This is a genomic window from Algoriphagus sp. NF (genome assembly GCF_028823735.1).
Taxonomy (GTDB): domain Bacteria; phylum Bacteroidota; class Bacteroidia; order Cytophagales; family Cyclobacteriaceae; genus Algoriphagus; species Algoriphagus marincola.
The window spans coordinates 17,988-43,148 of the sequence record NZ_JAPEIB010000020.1 but is presented as its reverse complement, the minus strand read 5'-3'; the positions used below and the strand labels follow the sequence as shown (position 1 = coordinate 43,148).

Annotated in this window: 25 protein-coding genes; 9 read left to right on the top strand and 16 right to left on the bottom strand. The window is 42.1% G+C overall.

All coding sequences use genetic code 11. From position 1 onward, the window contains the following. Positions 1-63 precede the first annotated feature (63 nt). Entirely contained in the window at positions 64-1,260 is a 1,197-nt protein-coding gene (chrA, locus tag OU792_RS11000; RefSeq protein WP_026947603.1) for a chromate efflux transporter, read from the bottom strand. A 3-nt stretch (positions 1,261-1,263) separates the two neighbouring features. Further along, the gene (locus OU792_RS10995; protein ID WP_274670189.1) at positions 1,264-2,241 is read right to left on the bottom strand and encodes an isopenicillin N synthase family dioxygenase; all 978 of its coding nucleotides are present in this window, start codon (positions 2,239-2,241) and stop codon (positions 1,264-1,266) included. 72 nt (positions 2,242-2,313) lie between these two features. Here OU792_RS10995 and OU792_RS10990 point away from each other — a divergent pair, with 72 nt between their 5' ends. From OU792_RS10990 to OU792_RS10980, 3 genes are read left to right on the top strand one after another with little or no spacing between them, the layout of a single operon-like run. Further along, the gene (locus OU792_RS10990) at positions 2,314-3,087 is read left to right on the top strand and encodes a hypothetical protein (RefSeq protein ID WP_274670188.1); all 774 of its coding nucleotides are present in this window, start codon (positions 2,314-2,316) and stop codon (positions 3,085-3,087) included. 40 nt (positions 3,088-3,127) lie between these two features. After that, a complete protein-coding gene (gene serS / locus OU792_RS10985; RefSeq protein ID WP_274670187.1) occupies positions 3,128-4,399 on the top strand; it encodes a serine--tRNA ligase in 1,272 nt (423 codons plus the stop codon). Positions 4,400-4,453: 54 nt separating this feature from the next. After that, complete coding sequence (locus OU792_RS10980; protein WP_274670186.1) at positions 4,454-4,876, top strand: nuclear transport factor 2 family protein; 423 nt, start codon at positions 4,454-4,456, stop codon at positions 4,874-4,876. Here the strand turns inward: OU792_RS10980 and coaE are convergent. The 7 genes from coaE to OU792_RS10945 form a co-directional block, all read right to left on the bottom strand. Continuing rightward, positions 4,871-5,467 (bottom strand): dephospho-CoA kinase, encoded by a 597-nt coding sequence (gene coaE, locus OU792_RS10975; RefSeq protein ID WP_026947608.1) that lies wholly within the window; start codon positions 5,465-5,467, stop codon positions 4,871-4,873. The genes OU792_RS10980 and coaE overlap by 6 nt on opposite strands. Then, on the bottom strand, positions 5,457-6,425 hold the full coding sequence (locus OU792_RS10970) for a YbbR-like domain-containing protein (RefSeq protein ID WP_274670185.1): 969 nt from the start codon (positions 6,423-6,425) through the stop codon (positions 5,457-5,459). Before OU792_RS10970 ends, coaE begins: the two co-directional genes overlap by 11 nt. 8 nt (positions 6,426-6,433) lie before the next feature. Continuing rightward, complete coding sequence (yajC, locus tag OU792_RS10965; protein ID WP_134199445.1) at positions 6,434-6,745, bottom strand: preprotein translocase subunit YajC; 312 nt, start codon at positions 6,743-6,745, stop codon at positions 6,434-6,436. Positions 6,746-6,752: 7 nt separating this feature from the next. Further along, entirely contained in the window at positions 6,753-7,289 is a 537-nt protein-coding gene (locus tag OU792_RS10960) for a DUF1573 domain-containing protein (protein ID WP_133390344.1), read from the bottom strand. Between the two features lie 2 nt (positions 7,290-7,291). Next, complete coding sequence (locus OU792_RS10955) at positions 7,292-7,591, bottom strand: YtxH domain-containing protein (RefSeq protein WP_133390345.1); 300 nt, start codon at positions 7,589-7,591, stop codon at positions 7,292-7,294. An 8-nt stretch (positions 7,592-7,599) separates the two neighbouring features. Beyond that, the gene (gene nusB / locus OU792_RS10950) at positions 7,600-8,775 is read right to left on the bottom strand and encodes a transcription antitermination factor NusB (protein WP_134199447.1); all 1,176 of its coding nucleotides are present in this window, start codon (positions 8,773-8,775) and stop codon (positions 7,600-7,602) included. 118 nt (positions 8,776-8,893) lie between these two features. Further along, on the bottom strand, positions 8,894-9,994 hold the full coding sequence (locus OU792_RS10945; RefSeq protein ID WP_026947614.1) for a Glu/Leu/Phe/Val dehydrogenase dimerization domain-containing protein: 1,101 nt from the start codon (positions 9,992-9,994) through the stop codon (positions 8,894-8,896). Between the two features lie 153 nt (positions 9,995-10,147). Here OU792_RS10945 and OU792_RS10940 point away from each other — a divergent pair, with 153 nt between their 5' ends. Both OU792_RS10940 and OU792_RS10935 read left to right on the top strand, forming a co-directional pair. Continuing rightward, entirely contained in the window at positions 10,148-11,944 is a 1,797-nt protein-coding gene (locus OU792_RS10940) for an ABC transporter ATP-binding protein (protein ID WP_274670184.1), read from the top strand. A gap of 290 nt (positions 11,945-12,234) precedes the next feature. Continuing rightward, the gene (locus tag OU792_RS10935; protein ID WP_024283744.1) at positions 12,235-12,552 is read left to right on the top strand and encodes a hypothetical protein; all 318 of its coding nucleotides are present in this window, start codon (positions 12,235-12,237) and stop codon (positions 12,550-12,552) included. A 31-nt stretch (positions 12,553-12,583) separates the two neighbouring features. Here OU792_RS10935 and OU792_RS10930 read toward each other — a convergent pair whose 3' ends face one another. The 7 genes from OU792_RS10930 to hemW all read right to left on the bottom strand — a co-directional run bounded on the left by OU792_RS10930 (position 12,584) and on the right by hemW (position 20,422). Next, positions 12,584-13,948 (bottom strand): peptidylprolyl isomerase, encoded by a 1,365-nt coding sequence (locus tag OU792_RS10930; protein WP_134199454.1) that lies wholly within the window; start codon positions 13,946-13,948, stop codon positions 12,584-12,586. 27 nt (positions 13,949-13,975) lie between these two features. Further along, a complete protein-coding gene (locus OU792_RS10925) occupies positions 13,976-15,970 on the bottom strand; it encodes a peptidylprolyl isomerase (protein ID WP_274670183.1) in 1,995 nt (664 codons plus the stop codon). A gap of 89 nt (positions 15,971-16,059) precedes the next feature. After that, the gene (locus OU792_RS10920) at positions 16,060-16,473 is read right to left on the bottom strand and encodes an ATP-binding protein (protein ID WP_134199458.1); all 414 of its coding nucleotides are present in this window, start codon (positions 16,471-16,473) and stop codon (positions 16,060-16,062) included. Positions 16,474-16,480: 7 nt separating this feature from the next. After that, entirely contained in the window at positions 16,481-16,813 is a 333-nt protein-coding gene (locus OU792_RS10915) for an STAS domain-containing protein (RefSeq protein ID WP_134199460.1), read from the bottom strand. A 10-nt stretch (positions 16,814-16,823) separates the two neighbouring features. Continuing rightward, positions 16,824-18,887: a GAF domain-containing SpoIIE family protein phosphatase gene (locus OU792_RS10910; RefSeq protein WP_134199462.1), complete on the bottom strand. Its 2,064-nt coding sequence runs from the start codon at positions 18,885-18,887 to the stop codon at positions 16,824-16,826. A gap of 104 nt (positions 18,888-18,991) precedes the next feature. Next, positions 18,992-19,297: a DUF721 domain-containing protein gene (locus tag OU792_RS10905; RefSeq protein ID WP_026947621.1), complete on the bottom strand. Its 306-nt coding sequence runs from the start codon at positions 19,295-19,297 to the stop codon at positions 18,992-18,994. A 3-nt stretch (positions 19,298-19,300) separates the two neighbouring features. Then, a complete protein-coding gene (gene hemW / locus OU792_RS10900) occupies positions 19,301-20,422 on the bottom strand; it encodes a radical SAM family heme chaperone HemW (protein ID WP_134199464.1) in 1,122 nt (373 codons plus the stop codon). Between the two features lies 1 nt (position 20,423). Between hemW and OU792_RS10895 the strand changes: the two genes are divergently transcribed. The 4 genes from OU792_RS10895 (at position 20,424) to OU792_RS10880 (ending at position 25,149) form a co-directional block, all read left to right on the top strand. Next, a complete protein-coding gene (locus OU792_RS10895; protein WP_274670182.1) occupies positions 20,424-22,175 on the top strand; it encodes a POTRA domain-containing protein in 1,752 nt (583 codons plus the stop codon). A 3-nt stretch (positions 22,176-22,178) separates the two neighbouring features. Beyond that, positions 22,179-23,297: a DUF4271 domain-containing protein gene (locus OU792_RS10890; RefSeq protein WP_274670181.1), complete on the top strand. Its 1,119-nt coding sequence runs from the start codon at positions 22,179-22,181 to the stop codon at positions 23,295-23,297. Positions 23,298-23,321: 24 nt separating this feature from the next. Then, a complete protein-coding gene (locus OU792_RS10885) occupies positions 23,322-24,095 on the top strand; it encodes a uroporphyrinogen-III synthase (RefSeq protein ID WP_024283734.1) in 774 nt (257 codons plus the stop codon). Positions 24,096-24,171: 76 nt separating this feature from the next. Continuing rightward, positions 24,172-25,149 carry a PorP/SprF family type IX secretion system membrane protein gene (locus OU792_RS10880; protein ID WP_051260903.1) on the top strand — a complete coding sequence of 326 codons (978 nt, stop codon included), beginning with the start codon at positions 24,172-24,174 and terminating at the stop codon, positions 25,147-25,149. Positions 25,150-25,161 lie beyond the last annotated feature (12 nt).

The following is a 25,161-nucleotide window of genomic DNA, read 5'->3' as shown; positions in this document are numbered from 1 at the left end:
GAAATGATTTATAAAAGCAAAACGCCTAACTAGGTTTTCTTGTTCCTTGAATCGAATCCTTGATTAGAAGATCAGGTTGTTTAGGATACCTAAAACAATTCCACCTAAGATAATCCAAGGAGATGAAATTTTGGTGAATTGGAGGAGGCTGTAGGCAGTTAAAATCATGAAAATATTCAGCAAATTAGCCTCCAGAGGTTCGAAAAGCAGATATGCAGCAGCAATGAGCATACCGCAGGAAACTGCATTGATGCCTTCGAGTGCAGCACGAACTGGGCGGTATTTTTTGAGTTGATCCCAAAATCGGATGACGAAAAATATTAAAAAAATACCTGGAAGAAATATTCCTGCAGCAGCTATCAAGCCACCAGTAAGGAAGCCTAGTAAACCATACTCCCGCATAGAAAGCGCTCCGACGAAAGAAGATATACTGAAGGTAGGTCCGGGAATTCCTTGGGAAATTGCGTATCCGGTAAGAAACTCTTCCGAAGAAAGGAAGTGCTTGAAATCTACAAACTCGGTGTAGAGATAAGGGACTAATACTTGCCCCCCTCCAAAAATCAAACTTCCGTTTCGATAGAAATTTTCGAATAATAAGACCGATTGGAATTTGGTCAAAGCACCCAATACTGCGGCACCTGCCAGCACTCCCGCCCAGAGGTAGAAATTAGCCCATTGGATCTTTAGTGGGGTGTCTTGCTCCAGTTTAGGTTGTTTTTTGTATTTGATGGAGGTGCTTAATCCTCCGATCAGCAGCAGGATGGGAAATACGAAGGGCGAACTGTAGAAAAAGGCCACAAAAGTGGAAATAAGAACCAAAACCATTGCCTCGGTGGTCTGCACCATTTTGCTGATGGTTTTCTGAGCCGCAAAAATGATAAACCCAATGGCCATGGGCTGAATGAATTTGGCAAAATTCAGTGCCCCGGGTGTTTTTTCCTGAAGAAAGTAAATTAAAATAGCGGCTCCCGTCATGATCAAACTGGCTGGAATGATCCAAACCAAGAGTGCCAGATAAGCAAGATTGGGTCCTCCAACCCGAAAACCGATGGCGGAAACCAACTGTGTAGAGGATGGACCCGGGAGCATATTGCATAGCGCATTTAGCTCCCAAAGCTCATCTTCGGTAATGTAGCCGCGTTGATTGACCATTCGCTCCAAGAGCATGGCTAGAAAAGCTTGCGGTCCTCCAAACGCAGTCAGCGAAAGGGCCAGAATGTCCTTAAGAAACAAGTAGTATCTGACCCTTTTGATCGACATGGTTTATTTTTTCAAGCCTAGTTCCCGTAGGCGCTCATCCAAAAATTCGCCTGCCGTTGCATCTTCAAATTGCTTGGGGTTTTCTTCACTGATGCAACTTTCCAGACATGTCAAGTCCATTTCAGAGCGTGGGTGCATGAAGAAAGGAATGGAATATCGGCTCGTATTCATCAATTCACGAGGTGGATTCACTACCCGGTGAATGGTTGATTTCAACTTTTTATTGGTCAGTCGCTCGAGCATATCGCCTACATTCACCACCAACTGGTCAGGAAGTGCCGTGATAGGAATCCATTTGCCATCCTTTCTCAATACCTGTAGCCCATCTGCACTGGCTCCCATCAAAAGAGTAATGAGATTGATATCCCCATGCTCTGCAGCGCGAACGGCATCATCAGGCACTTCTTCGGGATTTTCGATAGGGAAATAGTGAATCTGTCTCAGGATTGAATTTCCATATGCTACTTTATCCTCAAAGTAATCCTCTTCCAATTCCAAGCTGATTGCAATCGCTCTAAGCATCGCCTTTCCTGCTTTTTCGAGGGTTTGGAAAGCTTCAGTCGCCGCATCTTTGAATTCAGGGATTTCTTCCGGCCAGACATTGGATGGATATTCTTCCTTCACAGAATCCCCCTCGGGAATCTCAGAAAGTTCTTGTCCCACATGGAAAAACTCTTTCAAGTCGCCGGTATTTCTGCCTTTGGCATGCTCTTTTCCTTTGCCGGTATAGCCTCGCTGAAATCCTATTTCTGGATGTTCATACTTCGTTTTTACTTCATCCGGCAGGCTGAAAAAGTCCTTGATTGACTTGTATAGACGATCTTGAAGGTCTTGATTGAGACCGTGGTTTTTGATCGCTACAAAACCTATGTTTTCGTATGCTTCACTTAGTTTTTTGACAAAGGCTGCTTTTTGTTCGACCGACCCGGAAGTAAAATCGGCAAGATCCAAGCTGGGGATTTCATCAAAGAGGATTGACATAGTGGGTATGTTAAATGTATGGCAAGTAAAATTTGGCTAAAAATAATACCTTTAGAGTCAAAACCCATGCTGATGAAAAAGAACCTGATATTTCTTGGCTTTGCTGTGGTATTTCTGATGGCTTGCTCTGAGGAAAGAAAAAAAATTAACGAGCAGGTAGTGCCGCATCCTTCGGAAGATTCTACGCAAGTAGAGGTTGCGCGAGACGAGGTTGCTTTTTTTCAATATGAAGAATTACCTGATTTTCCAGATGCCATTTTGGAGCTTTATACACCTTTAGGGAATCAGGTGTTCAGGCCTGGTAAAGTTCCTTTCGAATTCAATATCAAGAATTACCCCTTTGAAGAGGAAGCTTCAAATCGGTTTAGGCTTTTTCTAATTCTAAATGGAAGTGATCCAGTTGGTCATCGAAGTCCGATTTTTCAACAGGAGCTTCAGGAAGGTACTTATCGGGTAGTGGCTTTTTTGGTGGATGAAGCAGGTTTTGCCTTGAAAAACTTTGGAAACTACGTTGACCGGGATTTCCAAGTAGGAGATTCCAGGCCCTTTCCTTATTCGGCAGAGCCGTATTTAGCCCTGAATTTTCCCCGGGCAAATCAAGAGTATGGCGCTGAAGATGAATTTGTTGTGGACTTTTTAGTGCTTGGAGGTGATATGAAGTTGGATGGGCTGAAAGTGAAAATCGAAATTGGAGACTACGAGTACGAAATAGACCATATGGCTCCAATCAGGATTGAAAATCTCCCTGCCGGCGAATATCAGGTGAAAGTTTCTCTCCTCAGAAATAACAATACTGAGCTCGAGGGACCATTCTCTTCCGTCACCAAGACGGTGATTGTGCGATAAGTAGCTATCTTTGCGATTTCACACAATTTTGATTTAATACATGCTACTTGTCAATCAAATCCGAGAAAACTTTGATGCTGTTTTAGCCGGTTTACAAAAAAGAAATTTCCCTGATGCTACTGCTGTTTTGGAGCAGGTGATCGCCTTAGACGATCAGCGTAAATCATCCCAAACCCAGCGAGATCAACTTCAAGCCGAATCAAACAGTATTTCCAAGCAAATCGGGGTCTTGATGAAGAACGGTCAACGAGAGGAGGCTGAAAGAGTCAAATCTCGGACTGCTGAGTTGAAAACCGAGATCAAAGCGTTGGAGGATTCAACAACTCAGGCAGAGGAGGATCTAAAGGCTTTACTTTATACTATTCCGAATATCCCTCATCTTTCCGTTCCTGCCGGGAAATCGGCTGATGATAATGAGGTGGTTTTGGAAAATGGTGCCATTCCTACCCTGCATGAGGATAAGTTGCCGCATTGGGAACTGATAAAAAAATACGATATCATCGATTTTGACTTGGGTGTAAAAATTACCGGTGCGGGTTTTCCTGTTTACAAAGGAAAAGGAGCGAGACTTCAGCGTGCATTGATTAATTTTTTCTTGGACGAAGCTCTAAAAGCAGGCTTTGTAGAAGTGCAACCACCCATCTTGGTCAATGAGGATTCTGGCTATGGTACGGGTCAACTTCCTGATAAAGAGGGACAGATGTATCATGCCACTGCGGATAATTTGTATTTAATCCCAACGGCTGAAGTTCCAATCACTAACTTGTATCGAGATGTGATTTTATCCGAGGAGGAGTTGCCGGTAAAGAATGTTGGTTATACGCCTTGTTTTCGAAGAGAAGCTGGAAGTTGGGGAGCTCATGTCCGGGGATTGAATCGCTTGCATCAATTTGACAAAGTAGAGATAGTTCAAATTACACACCCGGATAAATCCTACGAGGCTTTGGAGCAAATGAGTTCCTATGTACAGGGGCTTTTGCAGAAGCTTGAGCTTCCTTATCGAGTTCTCCGTCTTTGTGGAGGTGATATGGGCTTTACTTCCGCATTGACCTATGATATGGAGGTTTATTCTGCTGCACAAGAGAGGTGGCTTGAAGTGAGCTCAGTTTCTAACTTTGAAACCTACCAGAGTAATAGATTAAAGCTACGCTTCAGAGGAGAGGATAGGAAAACGCAATTGGCACATTCCTTAAATGGATCAGCTTTAGCACTTCCTCGAATTGTAGCGGCAATTCTTGAGAATAACCAAGAGGCAGATGGTATCCGCATGCCAGAAGTATTGCATGGTTATCTGGGATTCGATAGAATATAAATAAGCTAAACCGTCCGACTATCGGACGGTTTTTTCATTTAAATCCGATCTAAAATGAAAAAGATCTTTGTTTTATTCGCTTTCCTGGTTTTGGCAAATTTCTCCTATGCTCAAGAGGAGTCTGATAGAGAGCTGATTATTCAAACTGTTCAACTTTACTTTGATGGGATGATGGAACGGGACCGTTCGAAGTTGGATCAGGCGTTTTTACCAGAGGCAAGATTAATTGGCTACCGAGGAGAAAATCTGACCATCACGGATTTTGAAACTTGGGCTAGTGGTACGGCAAAGGGGACTCCAAGAGATACCAATGAGTATAAAAATAACATCGTTTCCATTCGAGTACAGGGGAATACCGCTTCAGTGGAAACAGAGCTCTATTGGCCTGGAATCTATTACTATGATTTTTTGACCTTGATAAAGGTGAATGGGACCTGGAAAATTGTCCACAAAAGTTGGACAGAGAAAAAACTATGAGGATAGCTGTTGATGAATAGCTAATACCTGAGGTATTAATAGCGTATTTTCCTTGTTTTTAATGATGTAGTCAGCCTTTTCATTTTTCTCCTCGTCAGGTAGCTGTTGATCAATAATATGATTGACCTGGTCTGCAGTTCGGTGTGGGTCACGCATCAGAACTCTCGCGATTCTAATTTTCAGCGGTGAGCTTACATTGATGACCGCGTCAAGCTTCTTTTCTTGGCCCGTCTCGAAAATTAAGGCAGCTTCTTTAAGAACATAGCTGCCATTTTGAGCAGAAGCCCATGCTTCAAAATCCCTTCCTACTGCCGGGTGCACAAGGCTATTGATGATTTTTACTTTCTCAGGATCGCTAAAAACCTTTTCAGCTAAATATGGCCGATTGAGTTGATCGTTTTTATCATAGCTTTCCTCACCAAAAGCAATCTTTATTTGCTTTTTTAACTCCTGGTCTTCATTCATGAGCTTCTTGGCTCGATCATCGGCATAATAAACCGAAACCCCCAGGATTTCAAAAATTTTTGCAACGGTGGATTTTCCAGAAGCAATTCCTCCGGTCAATCCCACGATTTTGGGCTTAGTTGCCATAGATCAATTTAAAACTACTGGGTTCTACTCTTACCTGATCCAAAAATTCCGGCAATGGACTGACTTGAATTGAGATTGTGGAATCTTCCTTGTTTCTTCTCGAATAATTTAAAACTGCCTCAAATTCCAAATCTTTTAGCTGATCAGTTTTCCGCTCATCCACCAAGTAATACATCATTACGATAGGCTCTTCCTCTTCCAAATTTACCGATCTGGGGAAATTCACCTTTTTCAATTTTAGGCGTTTGTTCCCCTCCAAAAAAGCAACCACTTCAAGTTCTATCTTTATTTCTTCGGTTTCTAAGGTCACAAATTCAGCCAGTTCCTTAGAGATTTTTAAGGGGATATTTTTAGAAATATTCTGATCAATTCTGTTTTCGTCTAGGGAAATGGGGAATTTCCCTTCATAAAGGTCCAGAATGCTTGAGGGGCCTTTCAAGGTAATTGTATTGGGCTCAAAAGTCGGATTAGAGAGCATGCGGATGTTTTTCCCTAGAGAGTAGCTAGTAGAGTCTAGGGTTGGTGTGAGTTTGATAGTACGAATCGGATCGATTTGGAACTTTAGGCTATCAGTCCCAAGATTTAAAAGTTGGGTGGGGGAAATAAATTCACTTAAACTCCTTCTCACATCAGCAGTCAGAAGGTAGTCATTGGCTGCAGGTCGATCAAGCTCAACGAGGAAAGGCTGTACATTGACCTGAAAATATTTTTGAAGCAGATCCCATCCATTTCCGTTGATCTCGATTTCTATACTGGATGGTAAAGGTTTCACAGCCATAAACTGCTCTTGATCGAATTCGAATTCGATTGGATAATCCACAATGGTGGTGTAGTCCTCTTTATTGAGAGCATTTAAAATCCAAAAAGTGGTAGCCGCTGCGACGCAGAGAACTACCACTTTGATATTGGAGACTTGTTTGGGGCTTATTCCCCTTTTGGACTGTTTAGTTTCCGGCAAAATTCAACTTATTTTGAAGTTTTTTTGGTGAAATCTAGACTAATCGCTGACTTTTCAACGGTTACTTTAAATCCGCGATCGAGTTCCATCGTCACTGTGTCACCATCGATCGAAGAGACTTTTCCGTGAAGTCCACCAATGGTGACGATTTGATCGCCTTTTTTGATTTCCTCAATGAATTTTTTTGTCTCTTTTTGTTTTTTCTGCTGTGGACGGATCATGAAGAAATACATGATCAGAATGATGGATCCAAATAGGAAAACCTGTCCCATGATGCCTGCACCTCCAGCGGAGGCTTGAGCCAAAATACTTGTTATCATTTGTTATTTATCGCTTTACTGGTCCAACGGGAGCAGGGCCTCCAGCTTTCGGTGTAACATTACCACGCAGTCTCAATCGAGTCACGGTTGGGTTGGTATTAGCTTGGATGGTTACCGTCGGAGCTTGTGCACCAGACTTAGCAGTTGAGTTGAAAACCACCTTCACAAAACCAGTTTCTCCTGGGTTAACCGGAGTTTTGGTCCAGTCAGGGCTAGTACAGCCACAAGATGCCGTAATGTTTGAAATTACTAGTGGAGCTTGTCCATTGTTAGTGAAGTTGAAAACTCGCTCTACAACTTGTCCTTCGTTGATGGTACCGAAGTTGTATTCCATTTCTTCAAACTGGAATGCTCCCAATGTTGCCGGATCGGCAGCTTGAGTAGTTTGAGCGTTCACAGGAGTGATGGATGATCCTTTCGCTTCCAATTGAGCAATTTTATCCTCTAGCGCTTTGATTTTCTCATCCTGCTGGGTCTTTTGACTGCAAGCTCCTAAAGAAAGGGCTGCAACTGCTGCTGCGATGCTTAGAATTCTAAGTTTCATAATCAGTTGTCTTTATTGATTTGGTCGATTAATTTATTTACGTCGTTAAGTAGATTTTCTGCCTTATTTTTAGCGTCGTTGATCACTCGCTTACCCTCTGTTTTTGCTTCGTTGAGGTGTAGCTCTTTTCCTTCCACGAGTTCATCGATGAGTTCTTCCAACTCGTTTTTGTATTTTGATAGTCTGTAGGAAAGTCTATCGCGGGTATTGCTTCCTGTATCAGGCGCAAACAAAATACCCAATGCAGTACCAACGCCTGCTCCAAGTACAAATGCTATTAATGAATTGCTGCTCTTGCTCATAGTTTCTGTTATTTATTGTCCAAAAGTCCTCTTCCGCTCTTACGGATTTTTCCCTTTTCAGTTAACTCTTTTGACATCACATCCAAAAGGCCGTTTACAAACTGCTTACTTTTCGGTGTGCTGTAAGTCTTCGAGATATCTATGTATTCGTTGATGCTGACTTTTACAGGAATGCTTGGGAATTGCTGCATTTCTGTAATCGCCATAGAGATGATCACCTTATCGGTGAAAGCCAGTCGATCAATGTCCCAATTTTTGGTTTTTTGAGCGATCAGCTCCCTGTTTTCTGCACCTCTCTCGATGGTGAAGTTAAAGATATTTTGAAAAAACTCCTTATCCTCCTCCCAGTTCATCGCAATTTCAGGTAGATCTGAAACTTCACTGTTCAGTACATTTTTGAAAACTTTTGCTGCCAAACTTCTCACGACAGCTTTGTTCTCTGTCCAATTAAGGTCCTTTTCAGAAAAGTAGTTCAGAATTACCTCATTTTTGAAAATAATTTTCTTCAAAATGGCCTCTACTATCTCTTCATCCTGCTCAGCAGTCGGTTGGTCGATGCCTAAGTAAGCTTGATATTCCTCGGAAGGCTTGACATAGTCCCGGAACCATTCCTTGATCTCCAGCTCAATGTCGTCCAAGTTGACATTGTTTTTAGCTAAAGCGGCTTGATATGCGGGAGAGTTTCGAAGTTTTTCAAGAATTTGATTCCGGTGTAAGTTCAATTCGGAGGAAAATTCCACTGCTTGGCTTCCTGAAAGTTTGCGCTTTCTTTCATATTCCTTCCCTACATGGTCTGCAAATGCCTGGATCAATTCAATCGCCGTGAGATAGAGTTGGGGAATTCGCTCGGCTGATGTGACCATATTTTTAAGCAAAAATTCCCGGTCTCTCAGGTTAGCGTTTCGATATTGAACAATGGCTTCTTTGACTGCTTTTTTGACTTTTGGGCTGGCATCAGATCCCTCAATGGCATCTGTGTTGTTTAGGTTTTTTTCAAAAATCTCCAAAGCCAACTGGGCCTCTCTGTTCAAGGCGGCTTTGTCCTGAACTTCCATGCTATTTAGATCAGGAAGGAAGGATTCTTTGATGAAATCGCGAGCGAGATTATGATTGGATGCCTTGCACTGTTCGTAGGCATAGAGGTTCTGAAAAGCTTTGACCCTGAGGATTCTTCGATTTAGCATAATTAGTCAAACGAGCTGCAAATATAGTCATTTTGATTGGGCTTATTCGCCCGGATCGCTCATAAAAAAGCCACCGAAGCAATACGGTGGCTTTTAAATTTAAGCGAGTTTATTCTTTTTAAAAGGGTAACTTAACTCTACCGATAGCAGCTATTCGCTCTTTTGCAACTTGAATAGCTGCCTGCTGAGCAGGAATTTGCTCTTTTTCGGATTTATCCAAAATACCTAGGCAAGTATCATATATTTTTTCAGTCTGCTTGAAGACTGTTTCTTGCTGATAATCTCCAAGGTATTCAGCTCCGACGTTGATTACTCCTCCTGCATTGATGAGGAAGTCAGGAGCATAGACGATTCCTTTTTCCAAAAGAATTCGACCGTGCTTTTCTTCATCCTTCAATTGGTTGTTGGCACCGCCGGCAATCACAGCACACTTCAATCGGTCGATGGTGTCATCATTGACTGTAGCACCCAATGCACAAGGCGCATAAATATCCATGTCCAAGTCGTAAATTAACTCTGGGTCGACGGCAAGTGTACCGGTTTCACGAGCTACTTTTTTTAGCTTATCTTCAAAAATATCTGTTACCAATACTTCCGCGTTTTCCTTTACTAAGTATTCGATCAGGTATTTTCCGACTTGCCCCACACCTTGCACGACAATTCGCTTTCTAGCCAAATTATCAGATCCAAAGGCTTTTTTGGCTGCTGCCTTCATCCCAACATATACGCCATAAGCTGTGACAGGAGATGGATCGCCTGCGCCACCTTTGATTTGAGGAAGGCCAGTGACATGTCGGGTTTCCATGGAAATATGTTCCATGTCTGCGGTGTTCATATTGACATCTTCCGCAGTCACATAGCGTCCTCCCAAACTTTCTACAAATCGGCCAAATCTTCTCAAAAAGGCCTCGCTTTTCAAGCTTGGATCTCCGATAATGACTGCCTTTCCTCCTCCAAGATTGAGACCGGCTAGGGAGTTTTTGAAGGTCATCCCTCTTGAAAGTCTCAAGACGTCCGTGATAGCTTCAGCCTCAGAAGCATAGGGCCACATGCGTGTGCCTCCCAATGCCGGGCCTAAAGTAGTATTGTGAATGCCGATGAGGGCTTTTAGTCCAGTGGCTGCGTCATGGCAGATCACGAGTTGCTCGTGATCCATATTTGTGATTTGTCCAAAAATGGATCCTTCTTGCACTGTTTCGGAAGCTTTGGTTTGTAACATGTGAACTTCGCTGGTTAGATTGTGTTATATTTGGGTTCTTGCTTGAATTCCTCAAACCCGATTGATACAAAATTAAATACTTTTATCAGCGAGCAAAGGAATAATTCGCCCAAGTTTCATGAATAGATTTCTAATTTCAAAAGCTTTTATTTGGTGAGACCACTTTGGAGACTTAATAAGTATTTATACAAATACAAGGGCCTGTTGCTTTTGGGGATTTTTTTTACGGTGATCTCAAACATCTTCGTAATTATTCCTGCGCAGTTGGTTCGTTTGGCCATAGATTATGTGGTGGAAAGTTTTTCCATTTTTAAGCCAATTCAGCTTGGAGGAATGGGGGAAGAAGCACAGGAAGTTTTCCTCAAGTTTGTCTTCATATTCGGACTTCTGATTTTGGTAATGGCACTTTTGAGAGGTTTTTTTCTCTTTCTTATCCGTCAGACCATCATTATCATGTCTAGGAGAGTAGAGTATGATCTGAAGAATGAGATTTTCGAAAAGTACCAAAGCCTTCCGCTCAGTTTTTACAGAAAAAACAGCACCGGCGACCTGATGGCCCGAATCACCGAGGATGTAAGTCGCGTTCGGATGTATTTAGGGCCTGCTATCATGTACGGGATGAACTTGCTGATACTTTTTCCTTTGGTCATCAGTTACATGATTTCTGTCAATCCTGAATTGACCTTGTATTCCCTTCTTCCGCTTCCGGTACTTTCTGTTTCCATCTATTTTGTCAATAATTTGATCAATGAGCGATCAGAGAAAATTCAACGTAGCCTTTCCGGACTGAGCACTTATGTGCAGGAAGCTTTCTCAGGCATCCGAGTGCTAAAGGCTTTTGTGCGGGAAAATGACAGCGTTCGGGATTTTGCGACTGCCAGTGAGGATTATAAAGAAAAGTCCATCCGACTTACTAAAGTAAACGCCCTGTTTTTCCCTTTGATCATGGCCTTGGTGGGGATTTCGACCATCATCACGGTCTATATCGGAGGTCTACAGGTGATCAATGGAGAGATTGGTTATGGGGTCATTGCTGAGTTTATTTTGTATGTAAATATGCTGACCTGGCCGGTGACTTCACTAGGTTGGGTGACAAGTATCGTACAGCGAGCGGCTGCCTCTCAGACACGTATCAATGAGTTTTTGGATGAGAAAAATGATATCCGTAGCACGGAAAATCTTGAGATACCTGTCAAAGGAAAAATTACCGTGAAAGACTTGAGCTTCGACTATCCGGATACAGAAGTCAAAGCTCTGAAGAATGTAAGTTTCGAGATCGGTGCTGGAAAAACTCTTGGAATCATAGGAACTACAGGTTCTGGGAAGTCTACTATTGCAAATCTTCTGATGCGCATGTATGATCCTTCTTCAGGAGAAATCCTTATTGACGATCAGCCGATTCAATCTTTTGATATTTCGTATCTAAGGAAAAACATAGGCTTTGTACCTCAAGACGTCTTCTTATTTTCTGATACAATCGGGAATAATATTGCCTTTGGGATAGATCATCCGGATAAAGCGATCATCGAGCAAGCTGCCAAAGATGCGGACGTGTACAATAATATTGTTGACTTCACCAAGGGCTTTGACACCATGCTAGGCGAGCGAGGTATTACGCTTTCCGGTGGGCAAAAGCAACGAGTTTCGATCGCGCGGGCTATCGCAAAAGAACCTCAAATCCTGATCTTGGACGATTGTCTTTCTGCGGTCGATACTAAAACGGAAAACGCCATTCTCAACGCCCTCAAAAAGATCATGAAGGATCGCACTTCTGTGATTATTTCGCATCGAGTTTCCTCCGCAAAGCTAGCCGATCACATCATCGTATTGGATGACGGAGAACTTATCGAGCAAGGAACACACGAAACGCTGATGGACAAAAGAGGTGCCTATGCGGAGCTTTATGAAAAGCAGACCCAAGCGGGCGAGTCCATTGAGTCTGATGTTTGATTTTTTGTTTATCGGTAATAGATTCTCGCCTTATTTTTAAATCTTATTTAGCTGGAAGTAGGAAGAAAGAAGCTTCTGAAATGCTCAAACTTTCCGTTTAATTTAGCTGTGATGCCATTCTAACTTGCAGTAAAATGGATAATCATATTTGTTGTCTGATTTTCCAATGGATTGACACTCGCTTGATTCTATGGGATTTATGATTGACTCAAGCGATTATTTGGTTTGATAAAACACAAGAGATGCAAAGAATTTTTTAACTTACTATATCCATCTAAACCCCTAGCATCATGGAAGATCAAAGAAGCGGTATCAGTGATATCGAGAAAACCCTACAAGAGGTAGGGAAGAAAATAGAGGAGCTAATTGCAAAAGGCACAGAAGCAGGAGGAGAGGTCAAGGAAGAAATCGAAAAGAAGATATCTGAGTTGCGAGAGAATAAAACTACGCTCGAAGAAGAACTCAAAAAAGGCAAGGAAATGCTCGAGCGAGAATTCAAAGAAAAGAAAGAAGAATACGAGCCAAGACTGAAGGAGTCCAAAGGCTTTTTCCTCGAAGGTTTCCGTCAACTGGGATTGGCATTCAAATCCCTTTTTTCTAAAAAATAAAAAAAGGCCGGAAGTCCGGCCTTTTCAAATTCTACCTACCTGCAAGGGCATTGCAGCGGTCGTAGGCCGGATCAATATCGATGAAGACATCTTCTTTCGCCGTTACGAACCATACACTCAAAAGATCATCTTCTTTCTTTCGGAGCGCGGCAGCTTTCATTTTTTCGTAGTCATCGTTCAGATTAGCCCGATGAGCAGGATATCTGTTTTGATAATATAAGATTCGAAGCTTGGTACCTTCTCTTGGATCTTCGAATTGGATGGGTTTGGTAATTGTACCTACCTCCATGCTATCAATTGTGAAGTATAAGACAGGATCTTCAAGTGTTCGGAGCGTCAGTCTGTTTGAACTAGTACCTGGATCGGTAAAATAGCCTCCGTTGTCTGAAGTAGCTCTATCATCGGAGTTTTCCTTGGCTGCTTTAGCAAACTCAATATTGCCCTCCATGATCTCCGTCCGTAGACTATCCAGAAATCTTTCAGTTCTTTGGATGTCTTCTTCGGTGGCTTTAGGCACCATCAGAATGTGTCGGGTATTGTAAGTGGCACCTCTTACCTCAAGAAGCTGAATCATGTGAAAACCAAACTGTGTTTCTACTGGATCACTGATTTCTCCCTGTCTGAGGGCCAATGCAGTTGCTTCGTACTCAGGAGCTAGTTGACCTCTTCCAAAAAATCCTAAATCACCTCCTTGAGCTCCTGATCCTGGGTCTTCAGAATATCTTCTTGCCAAGTCTGCAAAGTCTGCTCTTCCAGCCAAAATATCCTCCTTAAAGCCTAGCAATTGATCGTAGATCTTTTGTTTGGTCTGCTCATTGACCTCAGGCTTTTTGACAATCTGACCTACCGTCACTTCGGCAGAAAAGAAAGGTAGCGAATCAGTTGGGATACTTTCGAAGAAGGCACGAACCTCTGCTGGAGAAACCGTCACACCCTCTGTGATTTTATCCCGCATACGTTGTACGACCATCTGCTCTTCGATTAGATCGTACATCTCTGATTTCAGTTGATCTGCTGTTTTGCCGTACATTTGAAGGATCATATTTTCATCTCCTCCAATCTGCTGCAATACCATGCTGAATCTATTTTCAGTCTGCAATTCCACTTCTGCAGGAGCTACAATTACTGAATCGATCTCGGCTTTCGCCACCATTAATTTATTTACCAGTAGGGTTTCGAATACCTCACATCGGGTAGGAGGAGTGATTCCCTGCTGAGATTGCGCGATGGCTTCAATGAAAGTTCGCTGCACATCAGACTCTAGGATAATGTTGTTGTCTACTTTGGCTACAATCTTATCCAACACCTGCCCTGAGGTAGGGTCGTCCTGTGCAAAGGAAGAATTGAGGGAAAGAATAAAACTGAAGGCTAGTAGGGTGTATTTAAGTTTACTCATTGTAGATGTAAAACGAATGCTTTTGAATTATTGGTTAAGTGCTACGAAAGCTTCTTCTTTGATGGTTTCGTTGATCTCCACAGGATATTTAGAGCGGAGTTTTTTGATGAGTTGCTCATCTAGGTACTCTTGATAGTCCCGAATGACAATTCCACGGGTTTCTTCGAATTCTTTAGACCCTGCGGGGAATATTTCACCGGTAAGGACTAGGTGCGAATGCCCGTCGATTTCGATTTCTTGATAGGAAAGATTTTTATCCATGCGGGAAAGGACGGCTTGGTCAGGAATTTCCATCAGACCAGATTCTATTTGGTAGGCGAGGGGATACTGATCTGCAATTTGGGTTTGGAAGTTATTGACCAATTCTTCTGAGTAGGTTTTCCCATTTAAAAAGGTCCTCGCCTCATTGACCCGATTCAAGTCCAATACTTTTACAATCAAAGCCTCGGCACGTTCTTTCCACTGATAGTTTTCGCGATTTTCCTTGAAGTACTGTCTTTGTCCTACCGAATCCTGAATTCCTTTTTGCCATACTTCCTCATTCATTAAAGAAAAGAGCAAAATACCATCTCGATATTCTTTGTAGAGCATTTGATATTCTGTGTTGTTTTCAGCGAGATCCTTTTCCTCGAGTTGGGATAGTATTTTAGAGGAATAGCGGTCAAACCAAACATCAAATGCTTGGGCATTTGGAGGAAGTCTTCTTTCCTCAGCAGCAATAAATGCCATAAAATCATTAATCATGAACTCCTGTCCACCAGCTGTAAAAAGTACGCTGCTCCGTTCTCCTAATTCGTCGATTTTGGATTGAAACTCTGAAGGACTGACTGAGTTTAAATTGCTTTCCAGTAGTGAAACCAAAGGCTCATTTTCCTGAAAACCATAGCGGGCTTTCTGAATAGCAAGCTCCTGCGTATGAATCATGCTTGAGCGAGAGTCGCGCAGAATCCGAGAGCGAATCATAGGTTCCAATTGCTCAAAACTATCCAAGTTCTTTCTGTCCTCCAGTCTCAAAATATGATAGCCATACCGGGTTTTTATCGGAGGGGATACTTCACCTATCTCACTTAGTGAAAACGCTGCTAATTCAAACTCAGGAATCATATTCCCAACAGAAAACCATGGTAATTCGCCACCTTTTTGACTAGTAGCAGGATCTTCGGAATAGTTTTTCACGATATCACTCCATAGCGTACTTGGCTTTTGGATTTCGGCGTAGACATCAGATATTTTTCTGCGGGCCCGATCTTCCGATGTAGGATCTTCTTCATCCACTCGAACAAGGATATGAGAAACTTTGACCTGTCCGGGATTAGGTCTGCGGTCAGTGACTTGGATGATATGATATCCAAAATTGGTCAAAACCGGATCAGATACCTCTCCAGGCTGAAGCATAAATGCCGCATCTTCGAAAGGCTGTACCATTTGAAGGGAAGAGAAATAGCCGAGATCTCCTTCATTGCTTTGTGCAGAAGGATCTTCTGAATACTCTTTAGCAAGTTCATTGATGCTAACGCCTTGCTCAATTTCTTCCTTTAGCTTGAGAGCCATCTTCAGCACTGCAATGGAATCATCGGTATTGGCATTGGGAGGAAAGCGAAGCAAAATATGACTTGCTCGAATGACTTCCTGCATTCGGGAGTAAGCTTTGCGAAGCTCACCTTCTTCCAGGGAGTTTTTTATCAGGAATGGAGCTTTCAAGTTTTCTTTGAAAGACTCAAACTCTCGCTCAAACTCTTCTGTCTGATGTAGTCCCTGAGCTTCCGCTTCGACTACTTTCAGTTTGTAATTGATAAATAAGGCTAGGTTTTGTTCGAATTCTTCCCGGGTTAGGCCCATGGAATTGCCTTCAGAAGTGGCTCCTTTCCCTACCAAGTAGATAAACTCGTTCAAAGGGACTTCCTGATCTCCGACTTTTAGCAAGGTAGCATCCTGTCCGGCTACAGGATGGGTAGCGGTCAGTGATATCGTACAAAAAGCCAAAAATATAAATATGGACTCCGAAAGGGACCGATTAGTCATGAATGAGATTGCTTTCAATTTTGCTGCAATGATACAAAAATAGGATGATTTTGAGTGAATTGCCTGTTCACTCTTGCTTTTAACATGAATTAGGATTGAAAAAATTTGATCAGCCTGCAGGTATTGGTACCCTGATGACTTTCAAATTGGATTTCATCCATGATCTTTTTTACCAAAATAATGCCAAGACCGCCTTTTCGCTTCTCGGATATGACCCGCTGAATATCCGGAGCCTCATATTGTAATAAATTAAAAGCCTCCCCTTGATCTTCTATTTCAAAAACGATCCGATCGGGTAAATCATTCATGCTTAAAAATATATGATCCCGGCCATTACACTTATGGGAATGAATAATCAAATTGGCACATACCTCTTCCACTGCCAAGGTGACTTGGTGTCGGTCTCTTTCTGAAAGGCTTGTCGACTCGAGCTGCCGCTCGAGAAAGCGCCTTAATTCAGCGAGGGCCGAAGTTTGACAGGAAAGCTGAATCTTCTGCTTCATAAAGTGATTACTGGGCTAAGGCCGATTCCTTATCCGGGAATATTGATATCAATTGATCTAATCCAAGTATCTGGAAGACTTCATAGACACGGGGTTTTAGTCCAAAGATTTTCAACGACACACCTTTCTCCTGAAAATCCTCCAAATAGGACATGAAAACTCCTAGGCCTGCGGAGGAAATGTAATCAATATGAGTGCCGTCTACGAGAATGGATATGGCTCCGCTTTCTGAAAGATGACGGATCGATTCGTCGAGTTGGACTGAATTACTTGCATCGATTTCCCCAGAAGGAGTCAGAATGTGATGTGTATTTTCAATTTGTGTATCTATGGTCAGCATATTTTCATAATTAATTGAATTTCACTACCATCATCGAGTAATCGTCATCGATAAGCCCATTTCCACCTACAAAATTGTGGAGCGTATCGATCAACATAGCTTGAATTTCTTTTGGAGTTAAAGAATGATTGATTTCCAACAGGCTTCTAGCTCGTTCGAAGCCAAATTGCATAGCTTTTTGATTTTTAGCTTCAATGATCCCGTCTGTGAAAAGCACCATTACGTCTCCCTCGTGATAGGTGAATTCTTTTTGATCAACGTGCTTTTCATATTGCATGTTTCTTAAAATTCCCAATCCTAGCCCCCCGGATTCCAAATAGGTGGCTTTTTGACTCTTGGCATTGAAGTACAAGGTGGGGACGTGTCCAGCCCGCGCATAGCGAATGAGCTTTTGAGAGGTATTGATTTCAAAGACTGATGCCGTGATGAAGTGATTTCTCTCCAGACATTTACTGAGTGCAGCATTGGATCTGATCATAAACTCGCCCGGGCTTAGATTGAGCTGAATCAAGCTCTGAAAGACTCCTTTCATCTGAGCCATGTGGAAAGCGGCAGAGGTTCCTTTTCCTGATACATCACCAATAATCAGGACATATCGGTCTTCAGCTTGCTGAAAGGTGTCATAATAATCACCTCCCACTTCATCAGCAGCATTGGAATAAGCACAGATTTCAAATGAACTGTGATGATCCAGCCGATCAGGAAGCAATGCCTTTTGTACGCGTTGTGCAATTTTTAGTTCCTCTTGGTAGCGTTCGTTTTCGATGGCCTGGTTGAGGAGGCGGTGGTTTTCTACAGCAATACTTGCCTGTCGGGCAAATGTGCTGATGATATTGATCATTTCTTTGTTGAAACCATCCTTGATCTCTTTGCAGAGCACCATTCGGCCGATTACGGACTTGTTGATCACCAGAGGGACTAATAGAAGCGATTGGTATTTTCCTTTTTTGACTTTCAGGGAAAATGGTTCCAGAGTATCCGCTTTTTGACTGCTAGCCCATTCTTGAGCAGCTTGACTTGACTCTAAAGTGTCGGATAGTTCTTGAAGTTCTTCTTTTTCAATCCATCGAACCTGCGTAATCGACTCGTTTTTTTCGGACTGATACATCTCCAGCCAAGCTCCATCTGCAAATGATGCACTCATCGAAGAATCCAAAAGGATATCGAGCACATTTTCTTCGTTTTCTTCGGGCTGAATCGACTGACTGAGCCTTTGAAAATTGATGGCTTCCGTGAGCTTTTGCTCAAATACCGAAGAAGTCGGGAGATTGAACAGTGTCACCAAAAAGCTGAAAAGAGAATAAATAAATACGAAGACGTAAAGCGCAATTAGGAAAAGATTATCCAATAGATTGATCGGATAGATTTGCCGCTCGCCAGACAAAGCATTTGCCTGCAGGAAAAGATAAATAGAGGTCAAAAGAATTACCGAAAGGAAAAGAAGAGATTTCCATTTTTCTTTATATGTCAGGTAAGGAATCCATTTAAGATTCACAGATAAATACCCACCTAAAATCGTCAGGATGACAAAGGCAAAAATAAAACTGTAGCCAAAGGTGTCTTGGGTGAAATAAACAAAAAACATCGCTACAAGCAGGCCGATCTCAAAGGTTTGCCATTGCTGTACGACCTTTTTTGTCTTTTGGTACAGGATGAGTTTTTTCCAGAGTAAAGTCGTGGAAATCAAAAAGACCGTGATCAGGGCAAAATGGACGTGATAAAAGAAGTTTTTGAGAAAAGGCTCCTCGGCAAGATTCGAATCACCCAAGAAAAGGTAAAAGAGCTGAATGATCAGAAAAGTTGCTGAAGCAAAAATACCCGTGGAGGCGGATCGCCAAATGAGATTCAAAAACTCATTGTTGGCATTTTGCTGAAAATTCCGAGTGTAAAAACTGTAAACCGATAGAAAGAATAGAATCTCTAAGGTCCAGGTCACAGCTGGAGCAATCCCGGAGTTGAGATTATTGATCTCTCCAAAAAGCCGGACTAAATCCACAAATAGCAGAGACAGCCATATCAAAATGGATAGTAGCAGGCTAAGCCTTCCGATATGTACTGAGGGCAGCTTGATCATTGAATTGCTATCCCAATATTACTCAAAGGGATTGGAAAAATAGTGCTAAGGCGCTTTTTGGTAACTCTCGTTTTGTTAAAAAATTATAAGAGACTTCTAAAATTTTATAGGCAAACCAGGTCTTCAATCACATCTGCGCCATATCTCTCCTCAATTAGACGGAGAATTTTACTCTTATTCATTTGAATTTCCCTTTTTACCGGGCCTGAGGTGATTTTCACAAAGAGTTTTTTATCCCGGATGAAAACAGACTGCGTACGATCTCCGATGGTTTTCCCTACCAAGCTACTCCAATCGTGAATCAATGATTTTTCGCGGAACTTACCCTCAAGCCTGTAGGTTTTTAGAAGTTCCTGAAAGGCTTCTTCCAATGGAGCGGCATCTTTTTTTCTTCCTGTGAAATTATTCATCGATCAATAAAATAATGATTGGGCAATGCTATCGGCTAACAGCTTCCCGGATTTGCTCAAAGATAGGCGATTTCCATTCCAAACCAGCCAGCCTTCCGATTCTAATTTTTCCAGATGGGAGCGTTTTTCCGCCTTCAGATCTTTTCCATAGGTTGATTTGATCAAATCAAAATCAGCTCCCCAAGAAGTACGAAGAGCTGTAAGCAAGTATTCATTGAGCCGGTCGATTTCGTCCATAGGATCTTCCGTGTAGATAATCCTTTCATTTTGAATGTCCTTAAGATAAAGGGCATTATTCGAGGGGTTGAAACCTCGGTTTTTTCCATCAAAGGAGTGTGCTCCAGGTCCTAACCCCAGGTACGGCTCACCTTTCCAATAACTGGAATTGTGGACAGATTCCTGACCGGGAAGAGCGAAATTGGAAATTTCATACTGAAGGTATCCTGCGCGCTCAGTTTTGATTTGTAGCATCTCAAATTGCTCTGCGACAAAGTCTTCCTCAGCAGGCTGGAATTTTCCTTTTTCGGTCCAATGTCCCAATGCGGTCTTGGGTTCTACGGTCAAGGCATAGCAGGAGAGATGCCCGGGATTTTGGGCAATAGCAAGGCTTAGATCTTTTTCCCAAATCGAATGATCGGCATGTGGAAAACCATAAATCAAATCCATGCTAAACTTTTTGAATCCTGCATTTCGAGCTCTCTGAATAGCTTGAATGGATTCTTCTGCAGAATGTGCACGATTGTAAAAAGTCAGTACTTCATCCTGAAAGCTCTGAATTCCCAAGCTCAGACGGTCTATTCCCAACTTTTGCCACTGATCCAGCTTAGCTTCTGTCAGGTCGTCTGGATTAGCCTCCAGTGTCACTTCCTGAAGATCAAGGGTGAAATTACCTTTGATTGTATCAAAAATCTCCTTCAACCAATTAGGCTCTGCGAGGGAAGGAGTTCCTCCTCCCAGATAAATAGTTTGGATTGTTTCGCCTTGCAAAAATTCTTTTCTCAACTCAGCTTCATGAGCTATTTGCCGGAGCATCTCCTCAAAGCGGCTTGTATTGGTGCTAAAGTGAAAGTCACAATAGTGACAGGCCTGCTTGCAAAAGGGGATATGAATGTAAATTCCAGCCAAATTGATTAGGTTTAATTCTGCAAATATAAGTGTTTCAATTCCTGCTGTGTTTATTCGTCAGTTTCTGATTCTGCTACTTTCCTTTTGGCTACTTGGCACCATCCAGGCCCAAACCAATTTTTGGTTGGGTTGGCAGGGAGCTAATGAAAAAACTGACGTAAGATGGCAAGTATTCGGGGACTCACTCGGGAGAAAAGTAGCCATTGATTCTGTCTTAAGTAGCCTTCGGTCGAATGGGTATTTGGGAGCCTCTGTTGATCGGCTTCAAGAATCTGGGGATTCACTTTGGGTAGAGATTTATGAAGGTCCAAAGATTGATCGAGTAGCACTTACATCCAAAAGCCTTCCAACACAGTGGCGAGAAGATTTGGAGAAAAAGGGGGCTCTTTCCTTTGAGGAGGTCAATAGTTTTTTTGGGGAAGTGCTGGATTGGGCAGACGAGACAGGTTATCCATTTGCCTCCCTTCAATTGGACAGCCTCAATCGCGATGGAGATCAAGTTTTTGGACAGGTAGATTTCCAAAGTGGGCCTTTGATTCTTTGGGATAGCGTTCAGATTGAAGGCAATTCGGTGACCAAGAAGACCTATTTACAGCGTTTGACGGGAATTCATCCCGGTGATCCATTTTCACAAAAGGATATTGAACGCTCACTTACTACTATTCGTCGCAGTCCTTATTTTCGGCTTCAGGGACAGCCTCGGCTTGATTTTAGACTTCAAAAAGCCAGTCCTGCTTTCCGGCTTGAAGACCGCAAAGCCAATGTCTTGGATGGTATTTTGGGCGTTTTGCCCAATGAAAACGAGCCTGGCAAAGTGCTTGTCACCGGGCAACTTGATTTGGCACTGTATCATCTAGGTGGAAAGGGACGAGATGTGGAACTACACTGGCAGCGATTCAATGAATTGACCCAAAGTTTGAGCCTTAGAGCAAAAGAGTCTTTTATTTTTGGCTCCCGCCTTGATGTGTCAGGAGAGTTTAGTCTACTTAAGCAGGATACAAGCTTTGTCAATAGGAAATTGGGATTACGCTTTGGCTACCGGAGTACAAATTGGTTGTATTTTGATTTTTTCGTGAGAAGGCAAGCTGGTGATTTGATCAGTACGGTGGCCTATTCGGAGGTGGAGGTTTTGCCTGAATTGGCAGACTTCCGATGGACAGAATATGGGGTTAATGCACGAATGGACTGGTTGGATGATGCGATTTCCCCACGGAAAGGAGGCATGATTCAGTTGACTTTTTCGGCAGGAAACAAGGAAATTTTACAAAACACGGGAATTCCTCCGCTCGCATACGAGGGGATAGACCTGAGGACCCCACAGTATGCTTTATCAGGTTTTGGGGAAAAGCATGTATTTATCACGAAAAATTGGGGCTTGTATTTCAGGGGTGCTGCTGGTTTGATTCGCAATGAAAACCTTTTCCAAAATGATCTTTATCGACTCGGAGGATTGCAAAGTATTCGGGGATTCAATGAAAATTTCTTCTTTGCCAGAGATTATTTTTACCTGAATGCTGAGCCACGACTCTTTTTTGGTGCAAATAGCTTCCTTTTTCTCTTTTCCGATTACGGCTTCATCGAAAACCCGTATTTTGCAGCACCAAATATTCAGCCGTTTTCACTTGGTGCTGGCCTGAATCTTGAGACGGAAAATGGGATCTTTAGATTTGTCTACGCGGTGGGCAAAACCCAAGAACAACCACTTTCCTTACAATTTTCAAAAATTCACTTCGGATATATCTTTCAGTTTTGAAACATGCTTAAAAAAGGTCTTTTACTTTTTCTCTTCAGTTTATGTTTTTTGATTACCTCTAATGGGCAGGTTTTAGAAGACTACAGCAATGATTGGGAGGAAAACTTGGTAAAAAACTGGTTTTCTTCTAGCGATCAATTAAGTCAATGGATCGATATCAGGCAGTTTCCGGAGGCCTACCTAGTGATGCAGATTCCGGGGGAGACCATGGTTTTTGCGGGAGAGAGGCTTTGGTTTTATGCAGAGAAGGATACTTTACTTAGCAGAAAGGTCAAGGATTATCAACTGGAATTCGGTGTTGATTCCCTACAAATTAGACTTTTGGGAGACCAACTGGTGAAAGCTGAGGCTCTTTTGGAGAAGCGCTTAAACCCAACCTTTACAGTAGAGCAAAAGAAGGAGACCGCTAGTCCTAGTTTGGTTGAGAGAGATTTTGAGAGGCAGTCGGTCCGGGATTTTTTTATTATCGCTTTGTTGATTTGTCTATTTCTATTAGCAGGCTACAGACAAGCATATCCCTACGTGTTTTTCTCAGTTTTGAGCCCCAGAGGATTGGTTACCGCTGAGGATTTTTCTGAAGGAAGCAGTCTTCAGAAGTTCTTTTCCTTTGATGTCCTATTATTCGTATTGATTGTCAATATTCTTGCAGCACTTTCTGGGGTTTTTGGATTGATTTTTTTTAGACAAGACCTAATCTATGCCTGGAGCGACGGGACTGCTTTGGATTTGTTGTTGATTTGGATGGTAGGGGCTATGCTAATATTTGGTCTGACGGTCTTGAAGTTTGTGGGTATTCGAATCACGGCTTTTGTGTTTGATTTGGGAAGAATGGAGTTTTCTCATTTTTTCTATTTGCTGAGGCTCATTGTATGGGTAAACCTGGTTTTTCTACTAGTGATATTCTTTTTTTTGATGAATACATTTTCACAGGTGGAGACTTTTCTGAAGACGTTCTATGAAGTGTTTTTCTGGATGTATTTGGTTGGAATTGCTTTTTTGTTTCTATCCATGATGAATAAACTGTCCTTTAAGAAATACCATTTATTTACTTACCTTTGCATCGCAGAACTGGTTCCGTTCCTGATTCTCGTGAAGTGGATCATGGATTTCGGTCAATATTAAACCAAAACATAAAGGAAAAGAAGCATGAGTGCAGCTACGAAGGACCGGCTAAGACCCGTGAAAAGTATTCTTGTCTCCCAACCAAAACCTACCAACGATAATTCTCCCTATTTTCAGCTTGCTGAGAAGTACAATCTCAAGATAGACTTTAGGCAATTTATTGAGGTACAGCCTGTGTCCTCCAAGGATTTCAGAAAGCAAAAAATCGACATTTTGAAGCATACAGCGGTGATTTTCACTAGTCGTAATGCTATTGATCATTTCTTTGCGATTTGTAAAGATTTCAAAATTGAGATGCCGGCTGATATGAAATATTTTTGTATCTCCGATCAAACTGCCCATTATCTGCAGAAGTACATTGTGATCCGGAAGCGAAAGCTTTTTGTAGGCACCAAAACAGCTCAAGATCTTTTTGATTATTTCAAAAAACATAAAAACGAGAAATATTTATTCCCTTGTTCTGATATCAGGAAGGATGACATTCCCGATTATTTGGCTAAAAATAATATTGACTTCACTGAAGCGATTATTTATCATACGGTAGCTGCTGACCTTTCGGACCTGGCTGATGTGAAGTATGATATTTTGGCTTTTTTCAGTCCTTCAGGAATCAAATCTCTTAAGGTAAACTTCCCTGAATTCGAACAGGGTCCTACTCGAATCGCTGCATTTGGGCCTACAACAGCCGAAGCAGTAAGAGAATTAGACTTGATTTTGGACATTGAAGCACCACTCCCAAATGCACCTAGCATGACCGGAGCCTTGGAGCTTTATATTAAAAAAGCGAATAATTTGTAATAATCGGAATCAAAATCAGTGGTTTTTCAGTTAAAATCCTTACAATAGTCCTTTGATCTGTAAAAACCACATATTGATGACTTTAGGGTTTAGACGGAAATCCATTTTTACTTCCATATTCTTGCTTTCGTTTCTGCTTTGGGGAAATGCATTTTCGCAGCAGGATGCGCAGTTTACACAATACATGTTTAATGGCATGTATTATAATCCGGCGTTTGCCGGTAAAGAAGGAGGATATAGATTCTCTGCCCTGCATCGTTCACAATGGGCTAATTACACCACTTCCAGTGGAACAGGAGGTGCTCCAGTTACCCAACTATTGACGGCACAAGGCCGTCTTGATTCCAAAAATATCGGCTACGGACTTACCGTGGTGAATGATCAAATAGGTGCTACCGGTAACTTAGAGATTAACCTTCAGGGTAGCTATCACAAGCAAATCAATCGTACTACACTCAGTTTTGGGGCTTATGTTGGAATGTTTTCCAGCGCGATTGATTATGGCGAGCTAATTGTCGTCAATCCTGAGCCTAACTTGCCTAGTTCAGGTAAGGAAAATTCAATTAATCTAAATTTTGGAGCAGGTCTCTTATTAGATAGAGGGAATTATTATCTTGGATTGAGCAGTAGACATATTAATCGTCCAAGTTTTGATTTCGGAGATGGAGGTTTTGCAAATCCATTAGAAAATCATTCCTATTTATTGGCTGGATATCGATTTAGGCCTATTGGGCAATTTAGAATTGAGCCAAGTTTCTTGTTGAAATCTGTATCTTTCAATAATTTTTCTTATGATGTGAGCGTTATTGCTACCCATCAAAATAAGATTACAGGAGGCTTAGCGTTTAGAGGGGAGGAATCAGTTTCTGTAATTCTAGGATATTCCCTTCTGCCTGATAATTCCCTGACCTTGGGATATTCCTTTGATTTGGTGATTAGTGGATTGGAAGCTAAGTCACCTACTAGCCATGAGTTGATGTTACGGTACAGATTGACCACAGTGACACGAGAGATAGAACGAGTGATTCAGAGGACACCGAGATTCCGGTTTTGATCCAAAGTAGGG